This is a genomic window from Duganella rivi, from assembly GCF_009857435.1.
Classification (GTDB): Bacteria; Pseudomonadota; Gammaproteobacteria; order Burkholderiales; family Burkholderiaceae_D; genus Rugamonas; species Rugamonas rivi.
This window is the reverse complement of record NZ_WWCK01000004.1, coordinates 730393-743372: the sequence shown is the minus strand read 5'-3', so window position 1 is coordinate 743372 and position 12980 is coordinate 730393. Positions and strand designations below refer to the sequence as shown.

The window sequence follows — 12980 nt, the reverse complement described above, 5'->3', positions numbered from 1 at the left end:
ACACTTGGCTTTCTGTTCACTTTTTGCCCAGGAAATGGTGGAGACCCATGACTACAACGAATAATTCCCGGCTGGACGTGATCGATGCGCTACGTGGCTTTGCCATCGTGTCGATCATGTTGCTGCACAACATCGAGCACTTTGACTTTTACTTCGCGCCCGGCGGCTTGCCGGATTGGCTGAAGGCGGTCGACAAGGTGATTTGGGACAGCCTGTTCTTCTTGTTTGGCGGCAAGTCTTACGCCATCTTTGCCTTGCTGTTTGGCATGACTTTCTACATCCAGTATCACAACCGGGAAGTGCGCGGCGAGGATTTCCGCGCCCGGTTTGCATGGCGCCTGGTGCTGCTGCTGGGCTTTGGCCTGCTGAATTCCATGTTTTATCACGGCGATATTTTGAGTATCTACGCGGTGCTGGGATTCGCGCTGATTCCAGTGGTGCGGCTTTCCAGTCGCTGGGTGCTGACGATTGCGATTGTTTTACTGTTGCAGCCGTATGCGTGGATTGAGTTTATTCAGGCTTTGCCAAATCCTGATCAGAAATTGGGCGATCCAGCGTCGTGGGCTTATTTCGGCATTGCGAATGATTATTTTGCGAACGGTTCGGCGACCCAGGTTTGGTGGGGGAATCTGACTAATGGCAAGATCGGCGTGATTCGCTGGAGCTGGGAAAATGGCCGGATCTTCCAGATTCCTGCCTTGTTTATGCTGGGTATGCTGGCTGGCCGTAAAGGCGTATTCAAAGAAGGTAATCAAGCTTTCTGGCGTAAGACCTTGTTAATTGCATTGCTGGCTTTTATTCCGTTTTATCTGTTGAAAACATGGCCGGAGGCTTGGGGAATTGGGCAGGCAGTTAGCCGCCCGCTGCTGACTATTGTTACCTCTTGGTCTAACGTGGCGTTTATGGTGGTGCTGGTTTCCACTTTCTATCTGCTGTTTTATTCGCAGGCTTGGCTGGCGATATTCTCGCCATTAGGCCGGATGAGTTTAACCAGCTACATGGTGCAATCCATCGTCGGCACGTCAATTTATTATGGCTTTGGCCTCGGCATGTATAAGTACACTGGAGCGAGCTTTGCGCTGGCGATCGGCATCGTGCTGGCGCTGGTGCAGCGCCAGTTCAGCGTCTGGTGGCTGGCTCGACACCCTCAGGGGCCGCTTGAAACCGTGTGGCACAGACTGACATGGATCGGTGGTGCTTCCCTGATTCATGCTAAAAATTAGCACGAATACACCAAAAATCAGCTTGGGTAGCCCGGCCGGCAGCGTTGCCGGCTGGCGCCGATTATTCGTCGTCGGGATTAATCCAGAGAATGCGGCCGTTGCCGGCTTCATTCAGGCGGGTAATCAGCGCGGAGGCTGCACTGTCGGGAAGATTAAATTCAAACTGAACGCTATCCGCATGCCGGACATTATTGAGCGTGGCGCCAGCCATTTCAATTTCTCGCCGCACCATGCCTTCCATCGCATAAGGTGCGCTGCAAATAAGAAAACGCTGCTTAATAATAGGGATTTTCTCCGCTTTTAATAAAGCCTGCGCCACGCTATCGGTGTAAGCGCGAACCAAGCCGCCAGCACCTAATTTAACGCCGCCAAAATAGCGTACCACCGTTGCCAATACGCCTTCTAAATCCTGATGGCGTAAAACATCGAGCATAGGACGACCGGCGGTGCCGCTAGGTTCACCATCATCCACGGCCGCTGATTGGCCGCCCGCTAATAATGACCAGCAAACGTGCGCCGCTCCCGGATGCTGGGCTTTTAATTCCGCGACGATTTTCTGCGCACCGGCGCGATCAGTCATCGGCTGGACGCAGGCGATAAAACGGCTTTTTTTAATCAGCAGTTCGTGATGAACTGCGGTGTGGATGGTTTGAGGCATAGGGGGCGTATGGTGCCAGAAATTAATCGCGAAGACGAGGGCGCGGTATAATCCGGGCCGTATCCCCACTGAGTATAACGCCATGACCAATCCTTCCCCAGCGCCACATTTAGCAACCTCCGACGGCGATCCGGGCGAGGACGATGAACTGCTGCGCCAGCTCGGTCTGACCGACAAGGGCGTCGCGCTGTTCCGGCTCGAAGGCCGGGTGTTTTTGCGAATCACCGGCGTGGTGGAGTACGCCGGCCGGCAAGTGCCTTACGATCTGGTGCCGGCGATGGGTGTGCTGGCCAAGCCGTCCAAGTGGCGCAAAATGGACGCAGCAACCCGCGGCGCGCTGCTGCGCGAGCGCGCCAGCGATGAAGTGATTGCCGAATTGCACGGCTACGTTGATGCCTTCGTGCAAGAGCTGAGCGATGCCTGCGATGACTGCGATATGGACGCAGAACCTTTCCTGCAAGCACTGAGCGATATGCAAATCGCCGAGCCGGCCGGTTTGGTGTTCGACCGCATCCGCCAGCGACTGGAGCACGCGGTTGAGCGCGACATGGAGGAGCAGCACGCCGAGCGCACGCGCCAGAGCATCAACTTGGCCGAATATCCGGCCTCGTTCGACGTGGCGCGCCGTATCAAGCGCAAGTTCATCGCCGTGCTGGGGCCGACCAATTCCGGCAAAACGCACTTGGCGATGGAAGCCTTGGGCAAGGCGCCGAGCGGCGTCTACCTCGCGCCGCTGCGCCTGCTGGCGCTGGAAAACTACGAACGATTGCAGGAAATGCAACAGCACGGCAAACCGCTCAAGGTCAGCCTGGTCACCGGCGAGGAGCGCCGCTTGATGCCGGGCGCGACCCACGTCGCCAGCACGGTGGAAATGCTCGATACCCAAACACCGGTCGATGTGGCCGTGATCGACGAAATCCAGATGCTGTCCGACCGCGACCGTGGCGCGGCGTGGACGGCGGCCGTGTGCGGCGCGCCGGCCAAAATCGTGTACCTGGTCGGCGCGCCGGAAGCGCGGCGTGCGATCGAGGTGCTGGCGGCGCGGCTGGAATGCGAACTGGAAGTGCACCTGCTCAAGCGCAAGGGGCCGTTGTCGATGGAGCCGACCGCCGTGCGCAAACTGAGCAATCTGCGCCGTGGCGACGCCGTGATCTGCTTCTCGCGCCGCGAAGTGCTGATGTGGCGCGACATGGTGACCGAGATGGGACTGTCGGTGGCGACCGTCTACGGCAACCTGTCGCCGGAAGTGCGGCGCGCACAAGCCCAGCGCTTCCGCGAAGGCGCGGCCGACGTGGTGGTGGGTACCGACGCCATCGCCATGGGCCTGAACATGCCGATTGCGCGCGTGGTGATGACCACCAGCGTCAAGTACAACGGTTACGAGGAAGAAGAGATTCCAGCCGCGCTGGCGCGCCAGATCGCCGGCCGGGCAGGGCGCTTCGGCGTGCACGAGGAAGGCCTGGTGGCCGGCTACGACAACGAGACTCACAACGTGATGCGCTCGCTGCTGCGCGAAAAGCCGGTGCCGCTGAAAACCACCGGCTTCGCGGTGGCGCCGACCCTGGAGCATTTGCACCGCATCTCATCGGTGACGCACGAACAAGCGCTGGCCAAGCTGCTCAAGCGCTTCGTGCACAACATCGACGTGCCGGATGGTTTCTTCTACCCGCGCATCACCGAAGATCAATTTGAGCGCGCTGCGTGGCTCGATACGCTGGAGCTGACCGTGGCGGAGAAGTTTGCGCTGTCGCTGGTGCCGATTTCGGCCAAGGTGCCGTCGTTGCAGAACGCGTGGGAAAGCTGGGCCAAGTCGCTGGCGCACAAGAAAATCACCCACCTCAAGCCGAGCGACAACCCGCTGCACTACATGAATCTGCAAGAGGTGGAGGACGCTTGCCGCCTGTACTCTGCCTATGCGTGGCTGGCCTACCGCCAGCCCGAGTACTTCCCGGACACCGAACTGGCGCAGCGCCTGTCGCGCGAAGCGTCGGAGCGCGTCGACGCCATCCTGCAAGACCAGAACTCCGCCGCGCGCAAACGCCAGCCGCGCAAATTCCGCCGCTGAAAACAAAAACGCCAACCGGTGAAGGTTGGCGTTTTCGATGAATCTTGGTAGGCCGTGCGGGATTCGAACCTGCGACCAACGGATTAAAAGTCCGCTGCTCTACCAGCTGAGCTAACGACCCAAGGGCCAAGATTGTAACGGCCCGCACGGGAAAGTTCAAGTGCCAAGCGCTAGCGCGCGCCACGAATGGCTCAACCTCGGCTATCATATCGCCCTTCGCTGCATTAGGAATGGGCATGAAAGTAGTTGTGGGCGCGACGCATGGCGCGGGTAAGCCGGCCCCGTCGCAATTTGGTTTGATTAATCTGTTGAAAGCAGGCGCAGCGCAGCTGATCGTCTTGCACCATCTGGCCTTTTACGGCCCGATGTCGGATTACGCGCGCGTTTTGTTCCCGTCGTTGATCGACTGGTTGAGCGGTAGCGCGCGCATTGCCGTGCAGGTCTTCCTCGTGATCGGCGGCTTCCTCGCGGCCAAGTCGCTGGCGCCGTCCGGCCACGCCGGCTACGCGCAGCCGCTGCATGCTATCTGGCGCCGCTACGCCAAGCTGGCGCCAGCATTCCTCGCCGCGACCTTGATCGCTGCCGTCGCCTCGGCATGGGCCGCCAAGTGGATGAGCCACGACTCCATTTCCGCGCCTGCCACGCTGGCGCAACTGAGTGCTCACGCGCTGCTGCTGCATGGGGTGCTCGGCTATCCATCGGTGTCGGCCGGCGCCTGGTACGTGGCCATCGATTTCCAGCTGTACGCGCTGATGGTGCTGGCGCTGTGGGTGGCCGGTATCGTCGAGGGCAAGCGTCCGCTGGCGTGGCTGATGCCGTTGTCGGTGGCGTTTGGCATCACTTTGTCGCTGCTGTACTTCAATCTCGACTCGGACTGGGATAACTGGGCGCCGTACTTCTTCGGCAGCTACGGCCTTGGCTTGATGGCGTGGTGGGCTAGCGATCCGCGCCGCAAGCCCGGCATCGCGGTACTGTTGATGATGATGGCGCTATTGCCGGCAGTGGCCGGGCTGGCGCTGGAATTCCGCAGCCGCATCGCGCTGGCAGCCGTGGTGGCTTGCGTGCTATTCCTGTTTGGCCGCACCAGGATCAGCGCCGACGGCCGCGCATGGCGCGCGATCAATGGCATGGGCAAGATTTCCTACTCGGTATTCTTGATTCACTTCCCGGTATGCTTGCTGGTGAACGCGGTCTTCACGCGCTTCGTCGAGCCTGATCCCTTGCTGCAAGCGTTTGGCATGCTGGTTGCGTGGGGCTTCAGCCTTGCTGCCGGCGCGGCCTTCCACCGCTGGGTGGAAGAACCGCTGGGCCGCTTCATGGACTTCGTCGCCGGGCAACTGGTGGTGCGCGATGTGCATATTCCACGCCCATTGCCGACGCGTAGTGGCGGCGTTTCGCTGCGCTAATCAGCGCGTCTTTTTCTTTTGAACTTGGCGCTGCTGTTGTTTGCGCTGGGTCTCGTTCTTGTTCTGCTTGGCGGTGTAGATGGCGACGGCTTCGATCTTGGCTTGTGCGAAGCTGCGCAGTTCTTCCTTGTCGTCGTGGGTGACGAAGTAATCGTTGGCTTGCGCATCGACCACCAGCTTGATCGCAGCTTCGTCGGAGAGGTCGTACATTTCGGTCAGCAGCGTGGCAATCTCGTCGAGGAATTCTTCGTAAGTCATGGTGGGGCTTTCTTGAGGGGGAGTGCGGAAGGCAGCGATTTTACCATGCTCATCAACGCTCTTTCCCTCAAGCTCCCCAATGGGCCCGCCTCGAATAGGTCAGCCGTGATGTGAGAGGGCCACCAAAGTCAACACGATCATGCTGATTGACCATGCAATGCCAAAGATCAATGCGAACCTATCCTGAAATTTATCGTTTAGAAGTATCCTGCGCAGTTTCTCTCTCATGGCAGTGCTCCCTGTTTGATTTGCTATTTGAGTTTAGCACCCGACGAATATAGCGTGGAGCGCGGGATAAGCGCAGGACACGATCGCAGTCATGAGTATCGAGATCCAAATTAGCATTACGCGTATTTTCTGTTCGCCCAGTGTGTGTGAGGTGCTAAATGCAATGAAAATCGAACTGAAGAAGGCGCCGAATATGCAAATGCCAAGCGTCCATGAAATGGTCTCTCGGAGATAAGGGCATCTTTCATAAACGGAAAATGCTTCATATCCCGTGGATGCCAACATGCCTAATGCCACCCAGAACAGCTGCCCCTGATCTACGGATTTCCTGAGCATACGGACAAAAGCGCTCCAGTCACCGGTTGAGATAGCAACTGCAACGATGACTGCAAAGGGCAACAGTGTCGGTACCAGCACGTTTATGGCGAGCCAGCCGGGATTGCTGTGGATTTGCGAGAAATAGGAGGTGAGCATCTCGCCAAGCTAGCACGGCCAATTTCTGGCGATCTGGCATAGATCAAGGCGCGGCTAATAAAAAAGCCAACCCGAAGGCTGGCTTGATGTGATTGTGCTGGCTAATTACATCACGCGGCAACGGCTGGCAGAACGATGCCCGGCGCGGCTGCGGCCAGCGCGTTGTCACCTTCGCTGCCAGCCAGCGCGTAGCCGCGCTCCAGCGGGCGGCGCGACCGGCTTCGGCAATGCATCTGCTGACAGCTGAAATCTCCGGTAAAGCGCCCATGGTCGATGCACACCCAGAGATGCTGAGACAATAGGGATGGCAAACCGTTTTTGGGGGAAGAGTTTAAGCATCCAGACTTTCTCGCCAAGAAAGCGAAAGCGAACAGTGTCGGCATCCGACAGGTCTAGATCGCAAAAAACACCTGTCGAATACATGAAATACATTTGCGCATAGTCCACTACATGCAAATGCCGGTCGAGCAAATAGATGTTCAGCGCCTCTTCAAAAGGCACATCAACGGTGAGAAAAAGCAGGATGTATTCGTTCCAGGCCAAGGCAGCTTGAAACACGGCTCCTTGCAGGATCTTGCCTGTGGGCTTGCCCGCGACAATGACCTCACACAGCGGCTCCGCCTCCGAGGTAGACTCTCTGACGAGGCGGATGGAGTAGTCTGGTGCGTATTGTAATTTCATTGGAGTTTTACCAGCTATAACTTGCCCCAAACGCGGCAAGTGCTCCCCCTGCAAATGCGCCGACCGTCACGCAAACTGGCGCGGCAGGCCCGCACGCCAATCCGGCGATAGCGCCTAGGTTGGCCATTGTACGTGTCATGAGCCAATTCGGCTTTCCTGCCGATGTGACTATGCTCGCATAAACGCTATTTTGCTTGGTGTTCGATAGGCGTGAGAAAATGGCGTTCTCGCCATGCAATTCAATAGTCTTCGCGGCGACCATCTGATTCAAGGAACGGCCCTTGAGCTTTAGCGATTCCGCGAATGATCGCCCCACTGGCGTACTTCGTGCCCCCATGATGCCCATGATCAGATTGCATGTCTCCTGCGCCTCGCGGGCCGACGCAGCCCAAGTCATCCTGCCGGCAATCGCGCTGGCTCGCAGCCTGTCCGACATACGCTTGATTTCCTTGATGTAAAGCAAACGCGCGCGCGTATCAATGGTCAGATGCGCGCCGACATTGGTGATCTGGCTTTCTAGCGACTTGACCATGTGCTCGAAAAGTAATTCCTCATCACTGATTTTAACTGGCTCCATAAAGTGCTCCGCCTAATATGCGTAGGGCCTAGCGTATTCGGTCTGGAGAGCAGGGGTTTTGTGATGCAGCAAGGCAGAGCCGCATGGAACCACGGAGTTCGAATCCGTGACTCCCGTCGAAGAAATGCGGCGGGATGACGTATGAGTGGCGTGCTGCATGAGGTATCGGGAAGGGATTAGCCTTGGTTAGAAGTGGACCTTTACGTCTGGTCCATTTCCGGTCCCGCTCGCAGCTACAGCGGTGGACTGTCTGCGGTCAGGTAATAATGACGCCAAGATTTTTCTGTTGATTTTAGACTTTCCAATGTGAAAAATAATCATATCAACGTCAATTGTTTACATCGATTAGTTTTAATGTTACCCTTATCTGTATCTTGTCTAAATATGGAGATTCCGATGAAAGTGCTAGGTTTTTGGAACAATAAGGGGGGTACTGGGAAGACAAGCTTGGCTTTTCAAGGCATCTGCGCTTTTGCAACTCAAAATGCAGACAAGCGCATCCTTGTGCTTGATGTATGTCCACAGGCGAATCTGAGTGAGTTACTGCTCGGTGGTCAAGAAAACAGCGGTGGTCTGAACTTGCTGACATTACACGGTGAGGCCGGGCGGCGTTCTATAGGTGGTTATTTCCAGTCCCGCCTGCCAAAGCCGTTTGACACAACAGGTCTTGCCCCCAACGGTTTCATTTCGGTTCCGCATAGCTATAACCCGGCGGTTCCTCCTAACCTTCGGCTATTAGCTGGCGACCCTCTATTAGAGTTGCAAGCAAACGCCGTATCAACTTTAGCGAATACCCAGATTCCTGGCACGGATAGCTGGGCGAAAGTGGTCAGCTGGCTCCGAGATTTCTTGGCGGCATGTGACGAGCATTACGACTACTGCTTTATTGACACCAATCCAAGCTTCTCGATGTATACGCAGATTGCTCTAGCGGCATGTGAGCGACTTGTGTTGCCTGTTACTGCGGATGACTCTTCCCGTCGTGGGATACAAAACGCGATGAGTTTGATCTACGGGCTAAAATTACCTTCTGAAGTATATGCTCAGCATAATTTCCATTCGCGAATGCTAGCCGCAGGGATTCCCTTGCCCAAGGTACATATTGTCGCCAAGAATCGCTTGACCCAATACATCAATACGGCGAAGAGTTACACCGCTGTGCTGTCCGGCATTGCTCATGATTTGGATGCGATGGTAAAGGACAATCCTGAGTACTTCACCTTTGATTCCGTAGCAAGCGGGATCGAGGAAATTAAGGATTTCCAGACCGCCGGTGTGGTTGCATTTGCGCGTGGCACTCCGTTTGTATCGATGCAATCGGGCTCGTTGAGCGTGGCCGGTCAGCGCGTTAAGGTCGACAAGCCGCAGCTCGATCAGAATCGCGATATCGTTCATGCGCTAGCCGCCAGATTTTGGTGATAGGCTGAGGCTGAGCGCTGTGGTGACGGAAAACGAGAGGTATGTGTGTTTGGGAGGGGGCTAGCGCCCCTTAACGAAGCAAGTGACCAGAGAGCGACCAGAAACAAAAAAGCCCACGAACCGAAATTCGTGGGCTTCCTTGATAATTCTTGGTAGGCCGTGCGGGATTCGAACCTGCGACCAACGGATTAAAAGTCCGCTGCTCTACCAGCTGAGCTAACGACCCTTAGGTATGAAACCTAGGTACTTTCGGAATGGTAGGCCGTGCGGGATTCGAACCTGCGACCAACGGATTAAAAGTCCGCTGCTCTACCAGCTGAGCTAACGACCCCCGAAAGAAGCGAGATTATAGGGGAGGTCAGCTCAACTGTCAAATACCCTGCGGTAATTATTTGCCGGCCAGGCGTTCCTTGGCGGTCGCCGCTGCCGGCGAGTCCGGGTACTGCTTGATCAGGTCCTGCAGTGTCTTCTTGGCAGCCTTGTCTTTCAGCTCAGTCTGGCAGCTGGCGATGTTCAGCATGGCGTCCGGCGCTTTCGGGCTGTCGGCGTAGTTCTTCAGCACCACCAGCTGGGCGGCGATGGCGGCTTTGCAGTCGCGCTGCGCGTAGTAGGCGTTGCCGAGCCAGTACTGGGCGTTCGAGGCGTAGCTCGAGCCCGGGTAGCGCGCCACGAAGTCGCTCAGCGCGGTGCCGGCCGCTTTGTAGTCGCCGGCTTTGAACAGTTGCATGGCCGCGTCGTAGCCGCGCTGTTCGCCCGGATCCACTTGCGAGGTCTTGCCGTCGATGGTCACTTCGCGCGGTTCCAGCTTGCGGATGCGGGCGTCGAGGTCGACGTAGAAGTCTTTCTGGCGCTTCTGGGTGTTGGCGATGTCGTTGGCCAGCACTTCGATCTGGCCGCGCAGCTTGGCGATCTCTTGCAGCAGGTTTTCGTTCTGGGTCACCAGGTCGAGCGTGCTGGACTTGTCCGACTTGGTGTCGATGCGGGCGTTCAGCTCGGTGCGCATGGCTTCCACCTTGGCGCGCAGGTCGAGCAGGGCTTTGCGCGCCTCGTCGTCGTCGAACAGGCCGGCATGGGCTTGCAGCGGCAGCCAGACGGTCGCTGCCAGCAGGGCGGCGCTCAGGCCGGATTTGGAGAATTTCATCATGTCGGGCGCTTTCTACACAAATCAAAAAAAGAAACGGGGCGGGACGCGGATAACACCGCGCGCCGCCCCGTATTATGCCTGTGACCCGGCAAAAAGGTAGTGCTTTTGATTACTTGTAGACGATGTCAGCACGACGGTTTTGCGCCCATGCTTCTTCGTTCGAGCCGGTGGCTTTTGGTTTTTCTTTGCCCAGCGAGACGGCTTCGATTTGCGATTCAGGCACGCCCAGGGTGGTCATGGCCTTGCGCACGGCTTCAGCACGTTTCTGGCCCAGTGCCAGGTTGTACTCAGCGCCGCCGCGTTCGTCGGTGTTGCCTTGAACCAGGATCGAACGTGCCTTGTTTTTCACCAGGTAGGCCGAGTGGTTTTCCACTACCGATTTGCCATCGGCGCGCACCACGTAGCTGTCGAAGTCGAAGTAGACGCTACGCTGGGCCAGTACGCCTTTTGGATCGTCCAGCGGATCCAGCGATTTGGTTTCGACTGGCGCGACGGTGCGGGTGTCGGCTTGTGGGGTTACGGCTTTTTCAACTGGACGCTCTACGACTGGTGCCGGTTCCGACACTTTAACTGGGGTCGAGCAAGCCGACAGGATGGCGGCGGTGGTAACGATGAAAGCTAAGCTGCTGAGTTTACGCATAATGATTCTCCTAGTAGTGACACGAAATTACTGCATGAATGGGCCCCAGGTGGGCTCCTTGATGTTGCCCGCCTGAGTCGTCAGGCGTTGTTTTACACGTCCATCCACCGATACCACGGCCAGCGATTTGCGGCCGCCGGCGCGGGTGGCGTACATGATGTATTTGCCGTTAGGGGCGAAACTTGGCGATTCGTCGTCGGTGGTGTCGGACAGGCGCTGCTCCTGGCCGCTCGCCAGATCCAGCACGAACAGCTGGAAGTTGCCGTCGCGGCGAGAGATGTAGGCCAGCGTTTTGCCATCGGCCGAAATGCGCGGGCTGATGTTGTAGCTGCCGCCGAAGGTAACGCGCTTGGCGTCGCTGCCGTCCGGGTTCATGCGGTAGATTTGCGGGCCGCCGCTGCGGTCGCTGGTGAAGTAGATGCTGTTGCCATCGGCCGACCATTGCGGTTCGGTGTCGATGCCGGCGCTGCTGGTGGCGCGTTGCAGGTTGCTGCCGTCAGCATTGACGGTGTAGATCTGGGTATTGCCGCTCTTCGACAATGCCACCGCCAGCTTGTTGCCGCTCGGCGCCCACGATGGGGCCGAGTTGCTGCCTTTTTCGTTGGCGACCACGGTGCGCGCGCGGGTGATCAGGTTCTGCACGTAGACCACCGGCTTCTTCTGTTCAAACGAGACGTACGCAACCTTGGTGCCGTCCGGCGACCACGATGGCGAGATGATAGGCTCGTTCGAGCGCAGCGCCAGCTGCTCGTTTTCGCCGTCGGCGTCGGCTACCATCAGCTGGTAGTTGCGGCCTTCCTGCTTGACGTAGGAGATGCGGGTCGAGAACGCACCGCGAATGCCGGTCAGTTTGAAGAACACGTCATCAGCGATCAGGTGGGCCGACAGGCGGGTGAACTGGGCGGTCACGGCCTTGTCCAGGTTGGAAATCTTGGCTTGCTTGACGGTGTCGAGCAGCTTGTAGCGCACGTCGTAGCGGCCATCGGCCAAGGCGTCGACGGTGCCGACTACCAGCGCGTCGGCGCCCTTGGCTTTCCAGCCGCTGTAGTCGATGTTGTTGACGTCGCTGATCACGCCGGCGTCGATGATCTTGAAGGCGCCGCTGCGCTCAAGGTCGGCCTTGATGATCTCGGAAATCTTCTGCGGCGACACGCCTTCGTTGGCGAAGCCGGCAATGGCGACCGGGATTTGGTTGCTGCCAACGCCGGAAATTTCGATCCGCATCTGCGCCTGTGCGCTGCCCATCGTGGCGGCGATCACCAGGCCGGTGTAGAGCATGTTCAATTTTTTCATATCAGTGCATTTCCTTCAGTTTGAAGACCAGTTCAAGTTCGCGCTCTACCGTACCATCTTTTTTCTTAGGTAGCGGTGACGATTTGGTAATCGCGTTTTCAATCGCGCTATCGTAGGCGGTTGAACCGCTGCTTTTGGTTTTGCGCATGCCGATCACTTCGCCGGTTGGCAGCTGCGTAATCACGTAGGTCGCGCTCAGGCTGTCGTCGTCAGAGCCGTAGACCAGATTGCTCTTGATCTTGGCTTTGATCGCCGCTGCGTAACCGCCGTCGGTACGGCCGCCGGTCGATTGTGCGGCGGTGCCGGTGCTGCCTTTGGCGGCGGCGCCGGTAATGCGGCTCATCTCGGCTGCGAAGGCTTTGTCCTTGGCGGCTTTCTCGGCCTTTTCCTTGGCCAGTTTTTCGGCCGCGGCTTTTTTCTTGTCCTTCTCGGCTAGCGCTTTTTCTTTGGCTTCCTGTTCGGCTTTCTCTTCCTTGGCTTTCTGCTCGGCCTTTTTCTTGGCTTCCAGCTTGGCCAGTTTGTCGTCCTCGATTTTCTTCAGGCGCGCTTGCTCCAGTTTCTCGGCCTTCTCTTCCTCAAGCTTTTTCTTCTTCAGGCGTTGCAGGGCGATTTCAGGATCTTCACGCGGTACGGGCGGCGCTTCCACCACCGGTGCCGGCGGCGGCTTGACGGCTTCCGGTTCCGGCTCGGGTTCCGGGGCCGGTTCAGGCGTAGGGGCGGCCGGTGCGGCTTCCTGCACTTTCATGTCCCAGATTTCGGCCTGCACTTCGACCGGATCATTGTTTTGCCAGCTGACGCCTATCCACAGGAACATCAACAACACGGCGTGCATCGCCACAGCCAGCGTGATCGAGCGCCAGTTGTCGTGTTGTCGCGGAACCTTGTACGGGCCGCCAGCGGTTGCGGGTGTCATC

The 12980-nt window shown here is 57.7% G+C and carries 12 protein-coding genes and 3 tRNA genes; 4 read left to right on the top strand and 11 right to left on the bottom strand.

The features are described from left to right. Positions 1–47 precede the first annotated feature (47 nt). Entirely contained in the window at positions 48–1223 is a 1176-nt protein-coding gene (locus GTP45_RS15905) for a DUF418 domain-containing protein (protein WP_161014813.1), read from the top strand. 61 nt (positions 1224–1284) lie between these two features. Here GTP45_RS15905 and GTP45_RS15900 read toward each other — a convergent pair whose 3' ends face one another. Beyond that, positions 1285–1881, bottom strand: a complete 597-nt coding sequence (locus GTP45_RS15900) for an IMPACT family protein (protein ID WP_161014812.1) — start codon at positions 1879–1881, stop codon at positions 1285–1287. Positions 1882–1963: 82 nt separating this feature from the next. Between GTP45_RS15900 and GTP45_RS15895 the strand changes: the two genes are divergently transcribed. Next, positions 1964–3946 (top strand): helicase-related protein, encoded by a 1983-nt coding sequence (locus GTP45_RS15895; protein ID WP_161014811.1) that lies wholly within the window; start codon positions 1964–1966, stop codon positions 3944–3946. A 45-nt stretch (positions 3947–3991) separates the two neighbouring features. Here GTP45_RS15895 and GTP45_RS15890 read toward each other — a convergent pair. Beyond that, positions 3992–4067: transfer RNA gene (locus tag GTP45_RS15890), tRNA-Lys, on the bottom strand. 115 nt (positions 4068–4182) lie between these two features. On the opposite strand from GTP45_RS15890, the gene GTP45_RS15885 reads away from it, so the two are divergent. Next, positions 4183–5352: an acyltransferase family protein gene (locus GTP45_RS15885; protein ID WP_161014810.1), complete on the top strand. Its 1170-nt coding sequence runs from the start codon at positions 4183–4185 to the stop codon at positions 5350–5352. On the opposite strand, the gene GTP45_RS15880 is transcribed toward GTP45_RS15885, so the two are convergent. The 3 genes from GTP45_RS15880 to GTP45_RS15870 all read right to left on the bottom strand — a co-directional run bounded on the left by GTP45_RS15880 (position 5353) and on the right by GTP45_RS15870 (position 7570). Next, positions 5353–5610: a hypothetical protein gene (locus tag GTP45_RS15880; RefSeq protein WP_161014809.1), complete on the bottom strand. Its 258-nt coding sequence runs from the start codon at positions 5608–5610 to the stop codon at positions 5353–5355. 867 nt (positions 5611–6477) lie between these two features. Further along, on the bottom strand, positions 6478–6993 hold the full coding sequence (locus GTP45_RS15875; protein WP_161014808.1) for a hypothetical protein: 516 nt from the start codon (positions 6991–6993) through the stop codon (positions 6478–6480). Between the two features lie 7 nt (positions 6994–7000). Then, complete coding sequence (locus GTP45_RS15870) at positions 7001–7570, bottom strand: hypothetical protein (RefSeq protein WP_161014807.1); 570 nt, start codon at positions 7568–7570, stop codon at positions 7001–7003. A gap of 396 nt (positions 7571–7966) precedes the next feature. Here GTP45_RS15870 and GTP45_RS15865 point away from each other — a divergent pair, with 396 nt between their 5' ends. Then, positions 7967–8989: a ParA family protein gene (locus GTP45_RS15865; RefSeq protein WP_161014806.1), complete on the top strand. Its 1023-nt coding sequence runs from the start codon at positions 7967–7969 to the stop codon at positions 8987–8989. A 150-nt stretch (positions 8990–9139) separates the two neighbouring features. Here GTP45_RS15865 and GTP45_RS15860 read toward each other — a convergent pair. The 6 genes from GTP45_RS15860 to tolA form a co-directional block, all read right to left on the bottom strand. Beyond that, positions 9140–9215 (bottom strand) — tRNA-Lys (locus GTP45_RS15860). Positions 9216–9244: 29 nt separating this feature from the next. Then, positions 9245–9320: transfer RNA gene (locus GTP45_RS15855), tRNA-Lys, on the bottom strand. Between the two features lie 57 nt (positions 9321–9377). Further along, positions 9378–10133: a tol-pal system protein YbgF gene (gene ybgF / locus GTP45_RS15850; RefSeq protein ID WP_161014805.1), complete on the bottom strand. Its 756-nt coding sequence runs from the start codon at positions 10131–10133 to the stop codon at positions 9378–9380. Between the two features lie 109 nt (positions 10134–10242). After that, entirely contained in the window at positions 10243–10773 is a 531-nt protein-coding gene (gene pal, locus GTP45_RS15845) for a peptidoglycan-associated lipoprotein Pal (RefSeq protein ID WP_161014804.1), read from the bottom strand. 27 nt (positions 10774–10800) lie between these two features. Further along, a complete protein-coding gene (tolB, locus tag GTP45_RS15840; RefSeq protein ID WP_161014803.1) occupies positions 10801–12066 on the bottom strand; it encodes a Tol-Pal system beta propeller repeat protein TolB in 1266 nt (421 codons plus the stop codon). A 1-nt stretch (position 12067) separates the two neighbouring features. After that, the gene (gene tolA / locus GTP45_RS15835; RefSeq protein ID WP_161014802.1) at positions 12068–12979 is read right to left on the bottom strand and encodes a cell envelope integrity protein TolA; all 912 of its coding nucleotides are present in this window, start codon (positions 12977–12979) and stop codon (positions 12068–12070) included. Position 12980 lies beyond the last annotated feature (1 nt).

Bases quoted from the DNA above. Each gene is read 5' to 3' on its own strand.
- GTP45_RS15905 (WP_161014813.1), top strand. From the start codon at position 48: ATGACTACAACGAATAATTCCCGGCTGGACGTGATCGATGCGCTACGT.
- GTP45_RS15900 (WP_161014812.1), bottom strand. From the start codon at position 1,881: ATGCCTCAAACCATCCACACCGCAGTTCATCACGAACTGCTGATTAAA.
- GTP45_RS15895 (WP_161014811.1), top strand. From the start codon at position 1,964: ATGACCAATCCTTCCCCAGCGCCACATTTAGCAACCTCCGACGGCGAT.
- GTP45_RS15885 (WP_161014810.1), top strand. From the start codon at position 4,183: ATGAAAGTAGTTGTGGGCGCGACGCATGGCGCGGGTAAGCCGGCCCCG.
- GTP45_RS15880 (WP_161014809.1), bottom strand. From the start codon at position 5,610: ATGACTTACGAAGAATTCCTCGACGAGATTGCCACGCTGCTGACCGAA.
- GTP45_RS15875 (WP_161014808.1), bottom strand. From the start codon at position 6,993: ATGAAATTACAATACGCACCAGACTACTCCATCCGCCTCGTCAGAGAG.
- GTP45_RS15870 (WP_161014807.1), bottom strand. From the start codon at position 7,570: ATGGAGCCAGTTAAAATCAGTGATGAGGAATTACTTTTCGAGCACATG.
- GTP45_RS15865 (WP_161014806.1), top strand. From the start codon at position 7,967: ATGAAAGTGCTAGGTTTTTGGAACAATAAGGGGGGTACTGGGAAGACA.
- ybgF (WP_161014805.1), bottom strand. From the start codon at position 10,133: ATGATGAAATTCTCCAAATCCGGCCTGAGCGCCGCCCTGCTGGCAGCG.
- pal (WP_161014804.1), bottom strand. From the start codon at position 10,773: ATGCGTAAACTCAGCAGCTTAGCTTTCATCGTTACCACCGCCGCCATC.
- tolB (WP_161014803.1), bottom strand. From the start codon at position 12,066: ATGAAAAAATTGAACATGCTCTACACCGGCCTGGTGATCGCCGCCACG.
- tolA (WP_161014802.1), bottom strand. From the start codon at position 12,979: ATGACACCCGCAACCGCTGGCGGCCCGTACAAGGTTCCGCGACAACAC.